This is a genomic window from Phenylobacterium sp., from assembly GCF_036563285.1.
In the GTDB taxonomy this organism is placed as follows: Bacteria; Pseudomonadota; Alphaproteobacteria; order Caulobacterales; family Caulobacteraceae; genus Phenylobacterium.
The window spans coordinates 145,359-163,474 of the sequence record NZ_DATCMR010000011.1 but is presented as its reverse complement, the minus strand read 5'-3'; the positions used below and the strand labels follow the sequence as shown (position 1 = coordinate 163,474).

Below are 18,116 nucleotides of genomic sequence, written 5' to 3'. Positions count from 1 at the left end.
AGCCCGCCGTCTCCGCCGGTCTCCCCTTACGCACTACTCTGAACCGATCGCTTTCGGCGCGATGTCGATGGTCGCGTGACGGTTCAGCGGTTCCTTCACGCCGTCGCCGGTCTGACCGATGAACTGCTTGGCCTCATACGACGGCGTCCGCGGCCGTTTCGCACTGTGGGCGCGGTTCACTTGCCCGACAGCCCCGCACCGGTAGAAAGCTGAGGAGACCGTCGATCAACGGGGATTCTTGGTGAACAAGCTCTTGCTTTGCACTGCTAGTCTGGCGCTTGTTGCAGTGTCTGGCGCGGCTGACGCCCGCAAGATGCCCAAGGCCGCGCCGGTTCCGGTCACGTCGGTTCCGGTCGCGGCAGCGCGGGTGGCTCCGACCGACCCGGTCGAGCTCTACTATTTCCAGTATGGCGATGCTCCGATCTGGCTGCGCAGCGACGCCACCCGGGCTGCGGCCAGCCGCCTGTCGGGCCTCCTGCGCCGGTCGACCATCGACGGCTTCGCCGCCGGTCCGGCGCTCGCCGCCGATGTCGATGCCGCGCTCGCTTCGGCGGCTCCCGGCAACGCGGAGGCGACCCGCGCGTCCGAAGTGCGCATCAGCAAGGCCTGGGTCGCCTACATGCAGCACCTGCGCACGCCGCCCAAGGGCCTGGTCTACGGATACGAGTTGCTCGCTCCGCACCGCCGGCCGGATCAGATCCTGCTCGCCACAGCTGCGGCTCCGGACCTCGGCGCGGCGTTGACCCGAATGTCAGACGTCAATCCGATTTACCGGTCGTTGCGTGACGCCGCGCTGGCCGCGGGAATGACGACTGCGACGCCGGAGCTTCTTTCAAACCTTGAGCGCGCGCGGGTGCTTCCGGCCGTGGGCCGGTTCGCGGTGGTGGACGCGGGCAATGCGACCCTGACGATGTATGAAGATGGCCAGGCGGTGGACCGGATGAAGGTGATCGTCGGAACCCGCGAAACGCAGACGCCGATGATCGCGAGCATCATCCACTATGTTGTGCTCAATCCTTATTGGGAGGTTCCGCCCAGCCTGACCAAGAAGATCATCGCTCCCGGCGTCCTGAAAGGCGGCAACGCCTATCTGAAGCGCAACGGCTATGAAGTGATGAGCAACTGGACCAATGAAGCCACGGTTGTTCCCGCGTCCGAGGTGAAGTGGGCGGCGCTGGCCAAGGATCCCGGGCTGGTTCGGGTCCGGCAGCGCCCGGGCCCGCTGAACAGCCTTGCAAGCATGAAGATCCCGTTTCCGAGCGGGCAGGACATCTTCCTCCACGACACGCTGGACAAGTCCAAGTTCAGCCTCGCCGACAGGCATCTCTCCAACGGCTGCGTGCGACTGGAAGATGCCCAGCGCTTCTACCGCTGGCTCCACGGCAACACCCCGGCGCCGAGCACCAAGGAAGCCGACGTTCTCGTCAAGCTCCCCGAGGGCGTGCGGATCTATGTGACCTACCTGACCCAGGAGGCCGGCCCCGACGGCAAGCTGGCGTCGCGTGGCGACCCCTATGGGTGGGACGGCCGCCCAGACCGGCAACTCGCCGCGGCGACCTACACCAGCCCGACGCGCGGGGCCCCCTGACCTCCCTGCGGGCGTTAGTTCCGGATATCAGCGAGGGCGGGGCGCCGGGCAGGCGCTCCGCCCTTTGCTTTGTCCGAACAAAGCGACGGGCGCTTTCCTGAAGGCATAAAAAAACGGGGCGGAGCCGAAGCTCCACCCCGTTCTCGTTCTGCCTTGCTGCAGGAGGCAGGTTCCCGAGAGAGCCTGCTCCTTTCGCTTAGCCGCGGACCGGCGCAACCGGCGGCGGCGCGGGCGGCGGCGCAACCGGGCACGTGTCCGTCGCCGGGATCACCGACCCATCCGGGCACGTCTGCGTGGCAGGCGGCGGCGGCGGCGGCGGAGGCGGAGGCGGAGGCGGCGGAGGCGGCGGCGGCGGCGGCGGCGGGGGAGCCGCGAAGGTGTAACGCACGCCCAGCGAGAGCGAGGTCTCGCGGTAGTCGCCCTCGAACGTGCCGACGTGGGTAATCGCCCCAGCCGTGCCCGGGCCAACGCCGGCATTGCGGGTGTTGGAGCCGAAGTCCAGGTCGCCGGTCATCAGATAGCGGCCGGTCAGGTCCAGGCTCCATTGCGGAGCGAAGTTCCAGGCCAGGCCGGCGATGACCTGGGCGGCGAAGGCGCCGTCGACGTCATCGAAGCTGGTGTTCTGGAACGGCGCCGCGCCGGCGGGCACGCCGGAGAGTTGGCCGTAGACCTTGTTGTGCGCTTCAGCCCAGCCGACGCCCACGCCCAGGAACGGGTTGAACGTCGCTTCGGGCATGAAGTCGTAGAGCACGTTCAGCATCGCGGTGCCGACGCGGAATTCGCCCGCAGGCGCGCCGCAGGTCGGGGCCGCCGCCGTACGGCGGATCCCCGCCGTGCAGAGGCCGATCGGCTGGACGGTGTTGCTGCCGCGGACCGACTCGATGTCGCTCTTGCGGTAGCTGCCTTCCAGCTCGACGCGCCAGCTGGGCGCAATGCGCGTGCCGAGGCGCAGCCACGCGGCCGTCGCGTTCTCCGGAGAGAAGGTCCAGTTGTAGGGCTGGCCGTTCGATGCGTTGACGTCGGACGTCCCCTCGAAGCCTTCCGGCCAGGTGTAGCCGATGTCGCCGGCGATATAGCCGGCGGGCCACCAGGATTGCGCGTTGGCGGTGGTAGTGATGGCCGAGGTGGCGACGAGGGCCGTCCCTGCCAGCAGCATTCGTCTGATCATATATCAACCCCAAGTTCACCGCGGCTCCCCGCGGGAGCGCCACACTCCAAACGCTCGCCTGGCGAAAATGGGTGTCGCCCAAAGGCCACACACCGCGACTTCCGGGCCGCGGACCGCGGAGCGCAGCCATGGATCCCCCACCGCCCGCCCGCCGCCGCCGTCAGGCGACGTCCGCTTTCCACCCTTAGCGGACCTGCGCAACGTCAACTGTTCGGCCGTCGTCATCTGGCCGCCGGGACGAATAGCCGCCCGGTCGAGGCTGGCGTTCTGCTGGCCGCCGCGTTAGCGGACCGCCGCATGATCCGCCTCGACAACATTTCCAAGCAGAACGGCCACCAGATCCTCTTCATCGAAGCCTCGATGGGGGTGCAGAAGGGGGAGAAGGTCGGACTGGTCGGCCCGAACGGGGCGGGCAAGACGACGCTGTTCCGGATGATCACGGGCCAGGAGCAACCCGACGACGGCCTGGTGGTGATCGATCCGGGGATGACCATCGGCTACTTCAGCCAGGACGTCGGCGAGATGTCCGGCCAGAGCGCGGTGGCGGCGGTGATGGACGGCGTCGGTCCCGTCAGCGCGCTCGCCGCGGAGATGGCGAGCCTCGAGGCGGCCATGGTCGACCCGGCCCAGGCCGACGCGCTGGACGCCATCATGGAACGCTACGGCGAGGTGCAGCACCAGTTCGAGGAGCTGGACGGCTATGCGCTGGAGGCCCGCGCGCGCGAGGTGCTGGCCGGCCTGAGCTTCAGCCAGGAGCGGATGGATGGCGACGTGGGTCTGCTGTCCGGCGGCTGGAAGATGCGCGTGGCGCTGGCCCGCATCCTGCTCATGCGGCCCGACGGCATGCTGCTCGACGAGCCCAGCAACCACCTCGACCTGGAGAGCCTCATCTGGCTCGAGGCCTTCCTGAAGAGCTACGACGGCGCCCTGCTGATGACGTCGCACGACCGCGCCTTCATGAACCGGATCATCGGCAAGGTGGTCGAGATCGACGGCGGTTCGCTGATCACCTATTCCGGCGATCTCGACTTCTACGACCAGCAGCGCGCGCTCAGCGAGCAGCAACGCCAGGCGCAATACGAGCGGCAGCAGGCGATGCTGGCCAAGGAGATCAAGTTCATCGAGCGGTTCAAGGCGCGCGCCTCGCATGCCGCCCAGGTGCAGAGCCGGGTCAAGAAGCTCGACAAGATCGAAAGGGTAGAGCCGCCGCGCCGCCGCCAGTCGGTCCAGTTCGAGTTCAGGAGCCCGCCGCGCTCCGGCGACGACGTGATCAGCCTGCGCCAGGTGCACAAGGGCTACGGGTCGCAGACGATTTATGAGGGTCTCGACTTCCTGGTGCGCCGCAAGGAACGCTGGTGCGTGCTGGGGGCCAACGGCGCCGGCAAGTCGACGCTCCTGAAGCTGGTCGCCGGCGCCACCACGCCCGACCGCGGCGCGGTAAGCCTCGGGGCGAGCGTGAAGATGGGCTATTTCGCCCAGCACTCGATGGACCTGCTCGACGGCGAAGACACGGTCTTCGAGTCGCTGGACGGCGCCTTCCCCCACGCCGGCCAGGGCGCGCTGCGCACGCTGGCCGGGTGCTTCGGCTTCTCAGGCGACGACGTGGAAAAGCCCTGCCGCGTCCTGTCGGGCGGCGAGAAGGCGCGGCTGGTCATGGCCAAGATGTTGTTCGATCCGCCGAACCTGCTGGTCCTCGACGAGCCGACCAACTACCTCGACATGGCCACCAAGGAAATGCTGGTGGCGGCCCTGGCGGACTTCGAAGGCACGATGCTCTTCGTCTCACACGACCGGCATTTCCTGGCCGCCCTGTCGAACCGCGTGCTGGAGCTGACGCCGGAGGGCGTCCATCAGTACGGCGGCGGCTACACGGAATACGTGGCCCGCACGGGCCAGGAAGCGCCGGGGCTGCACCCGGGCGGGTAGCGACCTAGCCCGCCTCACCGCCCACACCTCACAAACGTGTCCGTCACCCCCTGCGACCGCACGCGCCCGCCGGCCAGCACCAGCTCCTGCCGCCGCTCGGCGCAGGTGGTGCGGCGGGTTGCGCCGGTCGTGATCTGCGAGGTGACATAGGCGAGGACCTGCGCGCTGCGGCCGTCGGGGGAAAGCGTGATGCGGACGATGCGGTGGGTTTCGGCGACCTTGGACCTGGCGCGGAACTTGGTGGTCTGGGCGCGGGCCTGGGCCAGCGTGCTCGTGCCGTAGGGGACGAGCTTGCCGGCGGGGGTGCGGTACTGGTCCGTGAAGGTCGCCTTGGGCTCGAAGGCTGAGAAGTAGGCGGGCAGGGCGGCGGTGTTCCAGGCCTTCTCCTGCTGGGCGAGGAAGGCGCGGATATGGGCGTCCGTGAGGGCCGGGGCGGCGGCGGCGGGGGTGGCGAGCGTCGCGGCTGCAACGGCTAGGGCAACGAGCGGGTGCATGCTGGCCTGTAACATAGCGCCGTGCGGCCGCGTTCGTCGGGCCGACCGCTCCACTGGAGCGATCGGATACCGATTGCGTTGCCGCAATCGGTCCCTCCTCACCCCCTCCACCGCTTCGCGGTCCCCCTCCCCCGCTTGCGGGGAAGGATTTCGGTGAGGTTTTTTGCCGGGTTTCAGCTGGTGGCGTGAGACCCTGGCGGGATGTCTCGGTCATCCATGCGCCCGCAGGCGCGGCGGACGTTGCGCAAGCAGGCGCCGCCGGCGGGGATCTTTGCTTCGAAGTACCGGCCGGAGCTGGGGGCCGCGATCTGCCGGCGGATCGCGGCGGGGGAGAGCATCGCCTCGATCTGCGCCGACCCGGCGATGCCGACCGGCAAGACCATCTGGAACTGGGCCCGCGCGCATCCGCCGTTCGCCGCGATGAAGCGCCATGCGCTGGAGACGGCGCGGGCCCGGGCTTTGGCGGAGCGGGATGCGAAGCTGGCGGCGCGGCCGGTTGTGCCCGCGGGGGTGCGGCGGCGCAGCGCCTGGAACGACGGGCTCGACGGCTACTTCCTCGACCACCATGTGGCGGGGCGGATCCTCGAGCAGCTGGCCGAGGGGCGCACGCTGGCGCAGGTGTGCCGCGAGGACTGGGCGCCTTGCCCGGGCACCTTCTACAACTGGCTGAAGCGGTATCCGGAGCTTCGGGCGCCCTATGCTCACGCGCGGGCGACGGCGGCCTGGGTGCTGGCGGAGGTGGCCGTCGAGGAGGCGCCGTGGCTGGGGACGGAGGCCGCGTCGGAGCGCAACCTGCGGCGGGCCGAGCGGGCGGCGAGGCGGCGGGCGGCGCGGCTGGCGACGCTGCGCTACGCCGCGCCGACGGGGCCGGAGCGGGTCAGCGTCGAGGTCGGCGGGCAGGTGGTCTACGACGGCGTGCGGACCTTCGGCGCGGACTCGTGCATTGATCCCGCGCCATGAGGATCGCCACGTTCAACATCAACGGGATCGGGGCCCGCCTGCCCAGGCTGCTGGAGTGGCTGGACGAGGCGCGGCCGGACATCTGCTGCCTGCAGGAGCTGAAGGCGCCAACCGAGCGGTTCCCACAGGCCGAGCTGAACGCCCTGGGCTACGAGGCCATCTGGCACGGGCAGAAGAGCTGGAACGGGGTGGCGATCCTGAGCCGCGTCGGCGCGCCGGCAGAGCGGATCCGGGCGCTGCCGGGCGACGCGGAGGACGCGCACTCGCGCTACATCGAGGCGGAGGTGGGCGGGCTGGTCGTCGCCTCGCTGTACCTGCCGAACGGCAATCCCGCGCCGGGGCCGAAGTTCGACTACAAGCTGGCGTGGTTCGCGCGGCTGCAGGCCCATGCCGCCGGGCTGCTGGCCAGCGGGGCGCCGGTGGTGCTGGCCGGCGACTACAACGTCATGCCCACCGACCTCGACGTCTATGCGCCGGAGCGCTGGCGCGACGACGCCCTGTTCCGGCCGGAGGTGAGGGACGCCTATGCGCAGCTGCTGGCGCAGGGCTGGACCGACGCGCTGCGGACGCTGCATCCGGGCGAGCGGATCTACACCTTCTGGGACTACTTCCGGAACGCGTTCGCGCGCAACGCCGGCTTGAGGATCGACCACCTGCTGCTGAGCCCATCGCTGGCGCCGAAGCTGAAGGCCGCCGGCGTGGACCGCGAGGCGCGGGCGAAGGAGAAGCCGAGCGACCACGCGCCGACGTGGATCGAGCTCGACCTCTAGACGCCATGGCCAAGAAGCCCACCGTCGCCAGCCTGAAGAAGGTCACGCCGGAGAACCTGGCCAGGCTCGGGCCCGAGCGGCTGGCGGAGCTTTTGGCGGCGGCGGCGCAGAACCGGCCGGAGCTGAAGCGGCGGCTGCGGATGGAGCTGGCGGCCGAGCAGGGCGTGGAGCACCTGACGCTGGAGATCGACAAGCGGCTGGGCTCGCTGCAGGGCAGCGGCGGGCGGGTGTCGTGGCGGCAGAGGGGCGCGTTCGTGCGCGACCTGGAGGGCCTGCGCGGACTGATCGCCGGGCGGCTGGCGGGGCTGGACGGCGAGGCGGCGCGCGAGCGGCTGTTCGTGTTCCTAGGCGTGGCGCCACGGGTGCGGACCCGGGTGCGCGACAAGGACGGCGGGATCGCGGCGGTGTTCGCCCGCGCGGCGGGGGACCTGTCGGGGCTGGTGCAGGCCGACGACGCCGGGCGGCTGGCGGACGCCATCGCCGCGTCGCCGGGGGACTGGGCGGCCTGGCTGCCGGCGGTGCTGGAGGGCGCGCCGGCGGAGCTGGCCGAGGCGGTGCTGACCCGGCTCAGCGCGCGGCCGGGGGCGTCGGCGACCTGGATGGGGCCCCTACGCCGGCTGGCGGACGCGGCGGGCAATGTGGACGCCTACCGGGCGACCTGGACGGCTGCGGCGCTGAAGACCCCGGAGGCGGCGGCGGAGGTGGGCCGCAGGCTGCTGACGGCGGGGCGGGTGGAGGAGGCCGGCGAGGTGCTGAAGGCCGCGGCCCCGAAAGGCAAGCTGCTGGGCCGGGCGACGCCCGACTTCGGCTGGGAGAGCGTGTGGATCGATTGGCTCGAGGGCTCGGGGCAGGCGCAGCCGGCGCAGGATGCGCGCTGGGCGTCGTTCGAGCGGACGCTGTCGGTGGAGCGGGCCAAGGCGTTCGTCAGCCGGCTGACCGGCTTCGACGACGTTGAGGCGGAGGAGAAGGTGTTCGCGCTGGCCGCCGGGCATGCGGACTTCGCGGCGGGGCTGAGGCTGCTGATGGACTGGCCGGCGCTGCCCGAGGCGGCGCGGATGATCCGGGCGCGCGCCGACGAGGCCGGCGTGGCGGCGGAGCTGGCGGAGCTCTGGGCCGGGCGGCTGCGGGCGCGGTTTCCGGAGGCCGCCAACGTGCTGCTGCGCAAGGCGGCGGCGGCGGCGTTCCGCCGGCGCGAGTTCGCCGCCTGCGACCGGCTGACGGCGGAGGCGGACTCCATCGGGGCCTAGCCGACGACGACGTGCTCCTCGCCCCACCAGAGTGGGGAGCGGGCGAGGTCGATGAATTTGCGCTCGTCGGCCAGCAGCAGGGCCGCGGCCTGGCGGGCCTCCTCGCGGGCGCCGTTGGCGGCGACCACCTCGAGGCTGTCGAACCACAGCTCGGCGACGCCGTCGAAGTCGTCGGGCGCGCCGCGGGAGGCGGCGAGCGGGGCGCTGAGCTCGGCCGGGACGCTGTGGAGCTGGACGTAGCGGCGGATCTTCAGGGTGTCGGCGACGCTGGCGACCAGCGGGCCGTGGGTGTTCCGCCAGTAGGCCTGGAACTGCTCGCGGCTGAGGTGCGGCAGGCGCTTCAGGCAGAAGGTGAGCTTGATCATGCTTGCTCCGCGCACGTGTCCCGGCGCAGGCTAAGCGCAGCAACGGGGAGGGGCCATGATGATCTTGCGGGCTTTGGCGCTGGGGGCCGCGGCGGCCCTGGCGATGGCGGGCGGCGCGGCGGCGCAGGGGAAGCCGGACGTGCGGCTCTATGCGATCGACTGCGGGAAGTTCGACCTGCCGGATGCGGACACCTTCGCCGACGACGGGGCCTACAAGGGCGTGCCGAAGAAGCTGGTGGTGCCGTGCTACCTGATCCGCCACCCGAAGGGGGACCTCGTATGGGATACCGGGCTGCCGGTCCCGGCGACGCCGCCGCCGGGCGCGGCCAAGCCGCTGGTGGACAGCCTTAAGGAGCTCGGCCTGGCCCCGAAGGACATCGAGTACCTGTCGGTCTCGCACAGCCACTTCGACCACATCGGCCAGGCCGGCGTGTTCGCCGGCTCCACCTGGATCGTGCACGAGCGGGAGAAGGAATACGCCTTCCGGCCGCAGGCGCGGGCCAACGCCTCGCAGTTCGGCGCCTATTCGGCGCTGGAGGGGGCCAAGACGGTGGAGATCAAGGGCGAGGCGCCGCACGACGTGTTCGGCGACGGCTCGGTCATGGTGATCCCGGCGCCGGGGCACACGCCGGGCCACACCCTGCTGCTGGTGAAGCTGCGGCAGGCCGGCAATGTGCTGCTCACCGGCGACCTGTGGCACATCGCCGAGAGCCGGGCGGCCAAGCGGGTGCCGCGGTTCAACTTCAACCGCGAGCAGACGCTGAAGAGCTACGCGCTGGCCGAGCAGATCGCGGCGAAGGAGAAGGCCCGGGTGGTGCGCCAGCACGTGCCGGAGGACTTCGCGGCCATGCCGAAGTTCCCGCAGGCGCTGAGGTAGGCTAGCGCCGGGCCGGATGATCAGCGACCCGCTGTTCTACGCGCTGGCCGTGCCGGCGGTCGTGCTGATGGGGCTCGCCAAGGGCGGGTTCGCGGGCGTCGGCGCCATGGCCATGCCGCTGCTGGCGCTGCGGGTGTCGCCCGTGCAGGCCGCCGCCATCCTGCTGCCGATCCTGATCCTGCAGGACGTGGTGGGGGTGTGGGCGTTCCGGCGCGAGTGGGACAAGGGCGTGCTGGCGCTGATGATCCCCCCGGCGGCGGTGGGCATAGGGCTGGGCTGGCTGCTGGCTGCGCGGGTGTCGTCGACGGTGGTGCTGGCGGTGCTGGGCGGGATATCGATCGCGTTCGCCGCGCACCGGCTGTGGACGTCGCGCGGCGGGCGGGTAGTGGCGCCGCGCAATGCGCCGCCGGCCGTGGGCGCGGCGCTGGGCGTGGCGGCGGGCTTCACCAGCCAGATCGCCCACGCCGGCCAGCCGCCGTTCCAGATGTGGGTGCTGCCGAAGGGCCTGGCGCCGGGGGTGCTGGTGGGGACCACGGCGATCTTCTTCGCGGTGATCAACTGGCTGAAGGTCCCGGCCTACCTGGCCCTGGGGCAGTTCACGCCCCAGAACCTGGCCACGGCGGCGGTGCTGGCGCCGGTGGCGATCGCCTCGACCATAGCCGGCGTCTGGCTGGTGCGGCGGGTGGATGCGCAGCGGTTCTACACGATCATCTACGTGCTGATGATCCTGGTGGGCGGGCAGCTCATCTGGCAGGCGGCGCGCGGCGGCTAGGGCGTCATGCCGCGGCGCCGGGGCGGGCCTGCGACTGCAGGTCGCGTGGCGCAACCGGGGGTTTGGGTGACTCGGTGGCGGCCGCCGCAAAAGCGCGCAAACACAATGGCTTAGCTTGGCCGTAGGGACGCGGCCGTAGCCATTGGATGGAACCTGCCATGCCGGACACCGTCTACACCCGCACCTACGACGAAAGCGTCGAGTCCCGCTACGGGGACGCCGAACACCTCGGCGCCGTGTCGCTGATCGAGGAAGGCCCGCAGGTCTTCACCAACGTCGCCGAGATCTCCAGCGCCACGGTCTACGACTGCTATGGCGCGCCGCAGCTCTCGATCGCGGTCGACCAGGCGGTGAGCCTGATCATCACGCGCACGCCGACCCAGGTGACGGTGAACTTCACGCTGTCGACCGTGGTGGACGTCGACTATTCGACCAAGGCCGGCGGGTCGGGCCACTTCTCGGGCACGCTCGCCCTGGTGGGCGAGCTGACGTTCGATCCGCGCACGTTCTCCTGCGCGGACCTGAAGACCTACTGCGGCGACCAGCGCAGCTGGTGCGGCGATGGCTATGGCGGCTCGAGCGCGACGACCGGCGGCTACAGCGGCTTCAACGTCGACGTGGATTCCGCCTACACCTTCCTCGACGGGACGGCGCTCGGGAACGGCGCCCTGATCGTCGACGACAACCGGATCGACATGTTCGCAGGCGTGGTCGTCGCCGGCGACGGGGCGCAGGGGGCGCCGTCGGTCTACGCCGGAGCCCTGGCGCTGGGCTTCCTCCTGAGCGGCGACGAGCCGTTCGAGGGCATCTCGCCCATGGACATGATCCTCATCAAGGCGATCGGAGCGGCGGCGGCCATGATGAGCGCCAACCCCACCGAGGCCGGGGCGCAGGCCGCCACCCTGCTGGCCACCTACACCGGCATCGCGACCGTGCTCGACTACATCCAGACCTCGCTGGCGGTGGCGGACGTGACGCCCGGCAATGTCTCGCTGGCGGCGTCCAGCGACAGCGGCGCCAAGGGCGACGGGCTCACCAACGACCGCACGGTCACCATCACCGGCGTGGCCGGGAAGTACGCCGCCGTCACCCTGCTGGACGGCGACAAGGTGGTGGCGACCGGCCGCGCAGACGGGGCGGGGACCTTCACCCTGACCTCCACCGCGCTCGCCGACGGGACGCACAGCCTGACCGTGGTCGGGAAGGACGCCGCCGGCATTTCCGGCGCCTCGGACGCCGTGACGGTCACCGTCGACAGCAAGGCCCCGGCGGCGTCCGTGGGCGCGGTGAGCGCCCAGGGCGTCTCCGGCCTAGCGGAGGCCGGGGCGAAGGTGGCCGTCTATGACGGCTCGACCCTGATCGGCACGACGACGGCGGGCGACGACGGCAAGTGGAGCCTGGCGGCTAACCTCGGGACCAAGAGCGTGCACGCCGTCACCGCGCGGGCGACCGACGCGGCCGGCAACAGCGCGACTTCCGAGGCGACGCTGTTCGGCTCCTATTTCGGCAAGCTGACGGGCACGGGCGAGGACGACGTGCTGGTGGCCACGCCGGACACGACGCTGACCGGCGGCTACGGCAAGGACCTGTTCGTCTTCGAAGGCGCCTGGGGCAAGTCGGCGGTGTCCGACTTCCGGCCGGGCTGGGACAAGGTGCAGGTCGACGACGCGCTCGCCGACACCTGGGCCGAGCTGAAGGCCATCGCCAAGCAGCAGGGGGCGGACGTGGTGATCACGCTGGATCCCACCCACGCCATCACGCTGAAGAACGTGGCGCTCTCCAGCCTCTCGGCCGGCGACTTCCTGTTCGGCTAGGGCCGTTCACCAGCCGCGGCCGCGCGCCTCCAGCACCAGGGTGGCCGCGGAGGTGGGCTTGTAGGCGAGGATGCGGTCGGGATGCACCCCGGCGGTGACCAGGGCCGTGCGGACCGCGGCCACGCGGGCGTTGGCCAAGGCCCTGCGCGCCTCCGGCGTCCCCTGGGCGTCGTCCTGGCCGTTGATCGTGGCCCAGACCGCCGGATTGCAGTTCAGCCAGACGGCGGCGCGGGTGAGCTGCTCGCGTTCCGTCTCGCTGAGCTCGGCCCTGTTGTACGGGAAGGGGACCCTCACGGGGGCCGAGGTGACGAAGGTGTAGAGGCCGCAGCGCTCCGGGGCCTTGCCCTTGGCCGCCTGGGCCTTGGCGCGCGCTTCGAGGATGGCCGGCGACGGGGGCGGGTCGATCCTCTTCGTCGCGCACGCGGCGAGGCCCAGGGACATCGCCAGCACGGCGAAGGGAACGGCAGTCTTCATGGGCGCGCATGTTGCTCAAGGCGGGCGCGAACTCAACCTCGCGACGGCGCCTGCTCAGCATACACCGTTACTTAAGCGTGGCGCCTCATGCTCCGCGGTAACGCGCAAAACAGCGCAATTCCGCTGGGCCAGATCCGATGTCGAACGAAAACAACCCCCGCCTGCTCGTCGTCGACGACGTCGAGGAGAACCGGGAGATCCTGCGGCGCAGGTTCTCAAAGCTCGGCTACCACGTGACCGAGGCCCAAGACGGCGAGGGCGCGCTGGCGAAGATCGCGGCCGAATCCTTCGACTGCGTGCTGCTGGACGTGATGATGCCCGGCATCGACGGCCTTGAGGTGCTGCGCCGGGTGCGCACCGAATACACCGAGGCCCAGCTGCCGGTGATCATGGTCACCGCGAAGTCGGCCTCCGAGGACGTCGTGGAAGCCCTGCTGATGGGCGCCAACGACTACATCACCAAGCCGGTGGACATGGAGATCGCCGGCGCCCGCGTGGAGATGCAGCTGCGCCGCAAGCGCGCCGAGGATCAGGCGCAGGTCGCGTACCGCGAACTGGAACAGACCCTCGAGGGCCTGAAGGGCGCCGTCACCGACGCCGAGAACAAGTCTGCGGTCCTGGCGGAGCTGGAGCCGGAAGTCCGCGCGCCGCTCGACGGCCTGCTGGGCGCCGCCAAGGTGCTCACCCGCGTCTGCGACACGCCCGACCTGAAGCGCATGGTCCAGGTGATCGAAGGGGCCGCGGCCTCGCTCGACCGCCTGGTGGCCGACGCCCTCCTGGAAGACGGCCGCAAGCCGGTCCTGAAGGCCGTGCCCGGCGGCCGCATCCGCGTGCTCTCCGTCGACGCCGACTCCGCGCGCCGCCAAGCCACCCGCATGGTGCTGGCCGAGGCCGAGGTGGAGATCGAGCTCTCCGAAGCCCACACCGGGGCCGAGGCTGCGGCCATGTCGCGCGCCGCGGCCTTCGACCTGATCCTGATGAACGCGGAGATGGCCGACGGCCTCGCCGGCGTCACCGAGATCCGCCGCGCCGAACGCGAGGCGGGCGGCAAGCGCACGCCGATCCTGGCGGTATCGAAGGACGGCGCCGCCGCCGCCAAGGCCGTCGAGGCCGGCTGCGACCTGCACATGCCCATGCCGATCACGGCGGCGGGCCTGCTCACCGCCCTGGCGCGCGCGCTATCGCGCGAGAGCGAAGACCTGTCCGCGGTGGCGTAGTTCTTTCCCTCCCTTAATGGGGAGGGACGGCCGCGCAGCGGCCAGGGTGGGGGAGTCAGGTGACGAAACTCCCACGCCTGCGCTTGATCCATACTCCCCCACCCGGCTCGCCTAGCGGCGAGCTGTCCCTCCCCATTAAGGGAGGGAAGGGGCTGTGGCCGGCGTTGCCGCCAGGCGCCGCGCGGTGGTGATGCGCACCGGCTTGACCAGCATCTCGCCTTTCATGGCGCCTTCTCCCTTCTTCGGGTCGCGGTCGCCGGAGAGGATCTTCTTGACCACGTCCATGCCCTCCACCACTCGGCCGAAGGCGGCGAAGCCGGGGTTCTTGGCGCCTTCGGCGTCGAGGTAGGGCTGGTCGCCCACGCAGATGAACCAGTCGGCCTGGGCCGAGCCCGGCGCGTGCCGGCCCATGGAGATGGTCCCGTCGACGTGCTTCAGCCCGGTCTTCGCCGTGCTCTCGTGCGCAATGGGGGGAAGCACCTTCTTGGGGTCGTTCTGAAGCCCGCCCTGCAGGACGCCGTAGTCGGCGGGACCGCTGGCGCCCGGCGGCCGTGAGGCCCTGTAGAAGGTCGCCCCGTCGTACAGCTTGCGGTCGACGTACTTCAGGTAGTTGGCCGCGGTGACCGGCGCCTTGTCGGCATAGAGCTCCAGCACGATCACGCCCTCCGGCGTGGTCAGCGCCACACGCGGGTTGGCGGGCTGGGCGAGGGCCGGCGCAGCCGCCAGGACGACGGCGGCGAGCAGGGTTCGGCGGAGGATCTTCATGGCCGCCAGACTAGCGTCGGCGCCGCGTCCGAACAGCCCAAAACCGCCCTGCGCCCAAGGTGTGACGGCGGACACAGGCAGCCGCCAAGCCCGGCCTTACTGATGGGGCCGTCGCAACACAGCGACTTCCCATTGGAGAGCGAGAAATGAACAAGCTGACCCACGTCGCCGCGGCCTTCGCGGCAATCTCGATCCTCGGCTGCGCCGGCGCCGCCCAGGCGGCCGACGACACCATGGTGGTCCGCCTCGGCGACCTGAACACCTCGAGCCAGCAGGGCGCCGAACACGCGCTGCGCCGCATCAAGCACGCCGCCAGGAGCTTCTGCGGCCCGGCCTCGCGCGAGATCGGCCGCCGCTTCGCAGGCAAGGTCTGCGAGAAGCGCATGACCAACCAGGCCGTCGCGGTGCTGGACGCGCCCCTCGTGAGCGCGCTGAACACCGCCGGCCAGCGGATTGAACTGGCTCAGGCCGAGGCCGCCGCGCGCTAGGCCGCGCCGTGGCTTCGAACGCGAACGACGACGCCAACAGCGCCCCGGGGCGGCCGGTATGGTCTGGCCGCCCGGATCGGGGCATGCTGACGCCTGCGCCGTTCCTCATCTTCCACCCCAGAGCCCTTGGCATGAGCCCACCCGTGTCCGACGCCCTCGCCCAGGTGATCGCCGCCCTCGCGTCCAGCGAGGTGCTGCACTCGCTGTCCGCCGGCGCCTGCCAGGCGCTAGCCAAGCGCGGCGGCCCGGTGGACCTGACGGCGGGCCAGCTGCTGGTGCAGGCCGGCGACCCGGGCGACGCCGTGTTCGTGGTGCTGGAGGGTGAGCTGGAGGTGCGCGCCACCTCCGTAGCCGGGCGCGAGCTGCGGCTGTCGGCTCTGGGCAAGGGGGCGGTGGCGGGCGAGATGGCCGTGCTCGACGGCGGCGCGCGGTCGGCGGACATGGTGGCCACGCGGCGCACCCGGCTATGGCGCATCCCGCGGGCTGCGCTGCTGGAGGTGCTGGAGGCTGAGCCCAAGGTGGCGATCGCCCTGGTGGCCGAGCTGTCGCGCCGGCTGCGCTCGGTGAACTCGGCGCTCGAGGCCCGCAGTTCCCTGGACCTCGGCGGACGACTCGCGCGCCTGCTGCTGGCGGAGCAGAACACCCGCGGTGTGATCTCGCTCACCCAGACCGAGATGGCGCGGCGGGTCGGCGTGAGCCGCGAGAAGGTCAACCGCAAGCTGTCGGACTGGATGCGCGAGGGCTGGGTGGAGAAGACCCGCGCCGGCGTCCGCGTGATCGCCACCGACCGGCTCAACGCGGTGATGCAGGACCGCGGCTGACCCGCCGCAGGCTGACTCATTTGAGAAACCGGTTATCGTGACGCCCGAGGGCTGTTGCGACCAACAGTACGACGGGGGACGACCATGCCGATATTCCAGACACTGCTCTGCGAACTGAACGTTCACATGGGCAAGGAGAAGATCCAGGGTCTCGCAAAGCGCGCGGACATGTTCGCGCCCGGCAAGGACCCGGACTACACCTTCCTGTTTCCGGAAAACACCCGGGCGGCCGGCGCCTGGATGGCGCACCTGAAGGAGATGCCGCCGGGAATCCGCGCCGGGATCCACGCGGTCGTCCACCACGCGCTGAAGACCGAGCCGCCGACCCAGGTGACCTTCGCGTGGGCGCCCGGCTACGACTACGAGTTCACGGTGTGGCAGGCGCCGGACACCAAGACCACCAAGGGCGGGATCACGATCCTGGTGAAGTCGCGCTATCCGCGTGACACGCACCCACTGGACGCGACCGACACCCGCGCGACGGCCAGCTAGCGCGCTAGCGTCGTCTCGCCGTCCGCCGCGAGGCGCACGGCGTCGACGAAGTTGCGGCGGTCGGCCTCGCTGGCGTAGGGCGCCGCGGCGCTGCCGGTGCGCTGGCGTGCGGCGGCATAGAGATCCTGGCTGAACAGGCGCTGGGCCTCCTCCACCTTTCCGAGCTTCACCAGGGACGCCGCCATCACTGCGGCGGCGGGCACGTCGTTGAGGCGCAATGCGTTCTCGGCCTCGGCCACGGCGCGCTCGTAGTCGCCCGCATGGAACAGCGTGAAGGCGAGCATGCGGTACATGGCGCCGAGCTGCGGATCGTAGGGGCTGTAGCGGATCGACCGCTCAATCGGCGCGACCCCTTCGCTGGCGCGGCCGGAATAGACCAGCACCTGGCCCAGCCGAAAATGGCCGAAGCCGAAGTTCGGATTGAGCGCGATGGTCTTGCGCGCCTGCTCAAGGGCCTCGCGATGGCGGGCCAGGAACAGGGAGCAGCCGGAGGCGGCGAAATAGCCGTAGGCGTCGCGGGGATCGAGCTGGATGGCCGTCAGACCCGTGGCGTGGCCCTCCAACAGGTCCTGGCGCGGCTGCTCCGACCAGCCTGAGACCACCCCGCCGTACAGCGCACGCGCCAAGCCCACGTGGCCGAGCGCGAGGTCAGGGTCCCGATCGATGGCCTGCCGGAACAGCTGCAAGGCGGCGCGCCAGTTCTCCTCGGACAGCTTGTGCAGCCGCCACATGCCACGCTGGAAGCAGTCGAAGGCGGTGAGGTCGGCCGGGTTCTTGCGCGCGACGCGGGCGTTCTCAGACTGCAGCATGGCCGGCTCGATGGCGCCGACCACCTGTTCGGTGAGCTCGTCCTGCAGGGCGAATATGTCGACCATCTGGCGGTCGAAGGTCTCGGCCCAGATGGCCGCGCCGGAGGCGGCGTCGACCAGCTGGGCGTTCACCCGCACCCGGGGCCCGGCCTTGCGCACGCTGCCCTGCAGCACGTAGCGGACGCCGAGCTCCTCGGCGACGCGGGACGGCTCCACGGTCTTGTCCTTGTAGGCGAAGCTGGTGTCGCGGGAGATCACGAAGAACCAGCGCCAGCGCGACAGGGCCGTGATGATGTCCTCCGAAAGCGCGTCGGCGAAGTACTCCTGCTCCGGGTCGCCGCTCATGTTGTGGAACGGCATTACCGCGATCGACGGCTTGGCGGGGAGGGGCAGGGAGGTGCGGACGTCGAGGCTGTCCTCGGACCCCGGGGGCACGACGCGGAAGACGCGGATCGGCCGCGGGATGTTCTTCAGCGGCTGGTCGCCGAGGTCGTGGAACGCAGCCTCGATACGGCCGACGGTGTCCTCGTGCACGCGGGCTGAGACGCAGACCCCGCCGGGCAGGGCCAGGCCTTCCAGCCTTGCTGCGATGTTCACCCCGTCGCCCAGGATGTCGTCGCTTTCCACCACCACGTCTGCCGTGTGCAGGCCGATCCGGAACTCCAGCCGCTGGTCGGGCAGGACAGGGCGGTTGCGCTCGCTCACCCCGGCCTGGATCTTCAGCGCGCAGCGCAGGGCGCCCACGACGCTGGCGAACTCGGCCAGGAAGCCGTCGCCCATGGTCTTGAAGATGCGCCCGCCGTATTCGTCCACCGCGGGCTCGATCACCTCGCGGAAGTGGGCGGCGAGCTGGCGCAGCGCGCCCTCCTCGTCGCGGGCCACCAGCCGGCTGTAGCCCGCCACGTCGGCGGCCATGATGGCCGAGAGCCGTCGCTGGATGATGCGCCCTGCCAGAACCGTCTCCTGCCCTACACGCACGACGCAGGGGACCCGAGGATGCGACCCAGGGTCGTCGAACGCAATGATCCAACAGAGATCATTGTGCAACTGCACAATGAAAGGCCTGGGC

The 18,116-nt window shown here is 70.7% G+C and carries 19 protein-coding genes; 12 read left to right on the top strand and 7 right to left on the bottom strand.

The genetic code is table 11. From position 1 onward, the window contains the following. Positions 1–33: 33 nt before the first annotated feature. Positions 34–180 (bottom strand): hypothetical protein, encoded by a 147-nt coding sequence (locus VIL76_RS11485; protein WP_332045171.1) that lies wholly within the window; start codon positions 178–180, stop codon positions 34–36. Positions 181–313: 133 nt separating this feature from the next. Here VIL76_RS11485 and VIL76_RS11480 point away from each other — a divergent pair, with 133 nt between their 5' ends. Continuing rightward, positions 314–1,588: a L,D-transpeptidase family protein gene (locus VIL76_RS11480; protein WP_332045170.1), complete on the top strand. Its 1,275-nt coding sequence runs from the start codon at positions 314–316 to the stop codon at positions 1,586–1,588. A gap of 196 nt (positions 1,589–1,784) precedes the next feature. On the opposite strand, the gene VIL76_RS11475 is transcribed toward VIL76_RS11480, so the two are convergent. Next, on the bottom strand, positions 1,785–2,756 hold the full coding sequence (locus tag VIL76_RS11475) for an outer membrane protein (RefSeq protein WP_332045169.1): 972 nt from the start codon (positions 2,754–2,756) through the stop codon (positions 1,785–1,787). A 297-nt stretch (positions 2,757–3,053) separates the two neighbouring features. Between VIL76_RS11475 and VIL76_RS11470 the strand changes: the two genes are divergently transcribed. Continuing rightward, on the top strand, positions 3,054–4,682 hold the full coding sequence (locus tag VIL76_RS11470) for an ABC-F family ATP-binding cassette domain-containing protein (RefSeq protein ID WP_332045168.1): 1,629 nt from the start codon (positions 3,054–3,056) through the stop codon (positions 4,680–4,682). 14 nt (positions 4,683–4,696) lie between these two features. Here the strand turns inward: VIL76_RS11470 and VIL76_RS11465 are convergent, their stop codons facing one another. Beyond that, positions 4,697–5,176, bottom strand: coding sequence for a hypothetical protein (locus VIL76_RS11465; protein WP_332045167.1), 480 nt, complete (start codon positions 5,174–5,176; stop codon positions 4,697–4,699). Between the two features lie 201 nt (positions 5,177–5,377). Between VIL76_RS11465 and VIL76_RS11460 the strand changes: the two genes are divergently transcribed. The 3 genes from VIL76_RS11460 to VIL76_RS11450 are packed head-to-tail and all read left to right on the top strand — an operon-like array spanning position 5,378 to position 8,153. After that, complete coding sequence (locus tag VIL76_RS11460) at positions 5,378–6,136, top strand: hypothetical protein (RefSeq protein ID WP_332045166.1); 759 nt, start codon at positions 5,378–5,380, stop codon at positions 6,134–6,136. Then, positions 6,133–6,906 carry an exodeoxyribonuclease III gene (gene xth, locus VIL76_RS11455; protein WP_332045165.1) on the top strand — a complete coding sequence of 258 codons (774 nt, stop codon included), beginning with the start codon at positions 6,133–6,135 and terminating at the stop codon, positions 6,904–6,906. The genes VIL76_RS11460 and xth overlap by 4 nt, the downstream gene beginning before the upstream one ends. A 5-nt stretch (positions 6,907–6,911) precedes the next feature. Then, positions 6,912–8,153, top strand: a complete 1,242-nt coding sequence (locus VIL76_RS11450) for a DUF6880 family protein (RefSeq protein WP_332045164.1) — start codon at positions 6,912–6,914, stop codon at positions 8,151–8,153. On the opposite strand, the gene VIL76_RS11445 is transcribed toward VIL76_RS11450, so the two are convergent. Beyond that, entirely contained in the window at positions 8,150–8,518 is a 369-nt protein-coding gene (locus VIL76_RS11445) for an EthD domain-containing protein (protein WP_332045163.1), read from the bottom strand. The genes VIL76_RS11450 and VIL76_RS11445 overlap by 4 nt on opposite strands. A 55-nt stretch (positions 8,519–8,573) precedes the next feature. On the opposite strand from VIL76_RS11445, the gene VIL76_RS11440 reads away from it, so the two are divergent. The 3 genes from VIL76_RS11440 (at position 8,574) to VIL76_RS11430 (ending at position 11,981) form a co-directional block, all read left to right on the top strand. Further along, positions 8,574–9,395 carry an N-acyl homoserine lactonase family protein gene (locus VIL76_RS11440; protein WP_332045162.1) on the top strand — a complete coding sequence of 274 codons (822 nt, stop codon included), beginning with the start codon at positions 8,574–8,576 and terminating at the stop codon, positions 9,393–9,395. Positions 9,396–9,411: 16 nt separating this feature from the next. Further along, entirely contained in the window at positions 9,412–10,167 is a 756-nt protein-coding gene (locus VIL76_RS11435) for a sulfite exporter TauE/SafE family protein (protein ID WP_332045161.1), read from the top strand. A 158-nt stretch (positions 10,168–10,325) separates the two neighbouring features. Next, entirely contained in the window at positions 10,326–11,981 is a 1,656-nt protein-coding gene (locus VIL76_RS11430) for an Ig-like domain-containing protein (protein ID WP_332045160.1), read from the top strand. A 6-nt stretch (positions 11,982–11,987) separates the two neighbouring features. On the opposite strand, the gene VIL76_RS11425 is transcribed toward VIL76_RS11430, so the two are convergent. Continuing rightward, positions 11,988–12,455, bottom strand: coding sequence for an OmpA family protein (locus VIL76_RS11425; protein WP_332045159.1), 468 nt, complete (start codon positions 12,453–12,455; stop codon positions 11,988–11,990). 137 nt (positions 12,456–12,592) lie between these two features. On the opposite strand from VIL76_RS11425, the gene VIL76_RS11420 reads away from it, so the two are divergent. Further along, a complete protein-coding gene (locus VIL76_RS11420) occupies positions 12,593–13,672 on the top strand; it encodes a response regulator (RefSeq protein ID WP_332045158.1) in 1,080 nt (359 codons plus the stop codon). Between the two features lie 135 nt (positions 13,673–13,807). Here VIL76_RS11420 and VIL76_RS11415 read toward each other — a convergent pair whose 3' ends face one another. Continuing rightward, a complete protein-coding gene (locus VIL76_RS11415; RefSeq protein ID WP_332045157.1) occupies positions 13,808–14,437 on the bottom strand; it encodes a peptidylprolyl isomerase in 630 nt (209 codons plus the stop codon). Positions 14,438–14,583: 146 nt separating this feature from the next. Between VIL76_RS11415 and VIL76_RS11410 the strand changes: the two genes are divergently transcribed. The 3 genes from VIL76_RS11410 to VIL76_RS11400 all read left to right on the top strand — a co-directional run bounded on the left by VIL76_RS11410 (position 14,584) and on the right by VIL76_RS11400 (position 16,238). Continuing rightward, on the top strand, positions 14,584–14,925 hold the full coding sequence (locus VIL76_RS11410; protein WP_332045156.1) for a UrcA family protein: 342 nt from the start codon (positions 14,584–14,586) through the stop codon (positions 14,923–14,925). A gap of 131 nt (positions 14,926–15,056) precedes the next feature. Then, positions 15,057–15,746: a Crp/Fnr family transcriptional regulator gene (locus VIL76_RS11405; protein WP_332045155.1), complete on the top strand. Its 690-nt coding sequence runs from the start codon at positions 15,057–15,059 to the stop codon at positions 15,744–15,746. Positions 15,747–15,830: 84 nt separating this feature from the next. Beyond that, the gene (locus VIL76_RS11400) at positions 15,831–16,238 is read left to right on the top strand and encodes a hypothetical protein (protein WP_332045154.1); all 408 of its coding nucleotides are present in this window, start codon (positions 15,831–15,833) and stop codon (positions 16,236–16,238) included. Here the strand turns inward: VIL76_RS11400 and VIL76_RS11395 are convergent. Further along, the gene (locus tag VIL76_RS11395; protein WP_332045153.1) at positions 16,235–18,025 is read right to left on the bottom strand and encodes an adenylate/guanylate cyclase domain-containing protein; all 1,791 of its coding nucleotides are present in this window, start codon (positions 18,023–18,025) and stop codon (positions 16,235–16,237) included. The two genes, VIL76_RS11400 and VIL76_RS11395, sit on opposite strands and share 4 nt — an antisense overlap. Positions 18,026–18,116: the final 91 nt, after the last annotated feature.

What these genes read in the sequence shown, in the direction of transcription:
- VIL76_RS11435 (WP_332045161.1), top strand. Translation starts at nt 9,412, where the DNA reads ATGATCAGCGACCCGCTGTTCTACGCGCTGGCCGTGCCGGCGGTCGTG.
- VIL76_RS11460 (WP_332045166.1), top strand. Translation starts at nt 5,378, where the DNA reads ATGTCTCGGTCATCCATGCGCCCGCAGGCGCGGCGGACGTTGCGCAAG.
- VIL76_RS11465 (WP_332045167.1), bottom strand. Translation starts at nt 5,176, where the DNA reads ATGCACCCGCTCGTTGCCCTAGCCGTTGCAGCCGCGACGCTCGCCACC.
- VIL76_RS11440 (WP_332045162.1), top strand. Translation starts at nt 8,574, where the DNA reads ATGATGATCTTGCGGGCTTTGGCGCTGGGGGCCGCGGCGGCCCTGGCG.
- VIL76_RS11450 (WP_332045164.1), top strand. Translation starts at nt 6,912, where the DNA reads ATGGCCAAGAAGCCCACCGTCGCCAGCCTGAAGAAGGTCACGCCGGAG.
- VIL76_RS11415 (WP_332045157.1), bottom strand. Translation starts at nt 14,437, where the DNA reads ATGAAGATCCTCCGCCGAACCCTGCTCGCCGCCGTCGTCCTGGCGGCT.
- VIL76_RS11425 (WP_332045159.1), bottom strand. Translation starts at nt 12,455, where the DNA reads ATGAAGACTGCCGTTCCCTTCGCCGTGCTGGCGATGTCCCTGGGCCTC.
- VIL76_RS11470 (WP_332045168.1), top strand. Translation starts at nt 3,054, where the DNA reads ATGATCCGCCTCGACAACATTTCCAAGCAGAACGGCCACCAGATCCTC.
- xth (WP_332045165.1), top strand. Translation starts at nt 6,133, where the DNA reads ATGAGGATCGCCACGTTCAACATCAACGGGATCGGGGCCCGCCTGCCC.
- VIL76_RS11480 (WP_332045170.1), top strand. Translation starts at nt 314, where the DNA reads ATGCCCAAGGCCGCGCCGGTTCCGGTCACGTCGGTTCCGGTCGCGGCA.
- VIL76_RS11400 (WP_332045154.1), top strand. Translation starts at nt 15,831, where the DNA reads ATGCCGATATTCCAGACACTGCTCTGCGAACTGAACGTTCACATGGGC.
- VIL76_RS11410 (WP_332045156.1), top strand. Translation starts at nt 14,584, where the DNA reads ATGAACAAGCTGACCCACGTCGCCGCGGCCTTCGCGGCAATCTCGATC.
- VIL76_RS11430 (WP_332045160.1), top strand. Translation starts at nt 10,326, where the DNA reads ATGCCGGACACCGTCTACACCCGCACCTACGACGAAAGCGTCGAGTCC.
- VIL76_RS11475 (WP_332045169.1), bottom strand. Translation starts at nt 2,756, where the DNA reads ATGATCAGACGAATGCTGCTGGCAGGGACGGCCCTCGTCGCCACCTCG.
- VIL76_RS11420 (WP_332045158.1), top strand. Translation starts at nt 12,593, where the DNA reads ATGTCGAACGAAAACAACCCCCGCCTGCTCGTCGTCGACGACGTCGAG.
- VIL76_RS11445 (WP_332045163.1), bottom strand. Translation starts at nt 8,518, where the DNA reads ATGATCAAGCTCACCTTCTGCCTGAAGCGCCTGCCGCACCTCAGCCGC.
- VIL76_RS11405 (WP_332045155.1), top strand. Translation starts at nt 15,057, where the DNA reads ATGAGCCCACCCGTGTCCGACGCCCTCGCCCAGGTGATCGCCGCCCTC.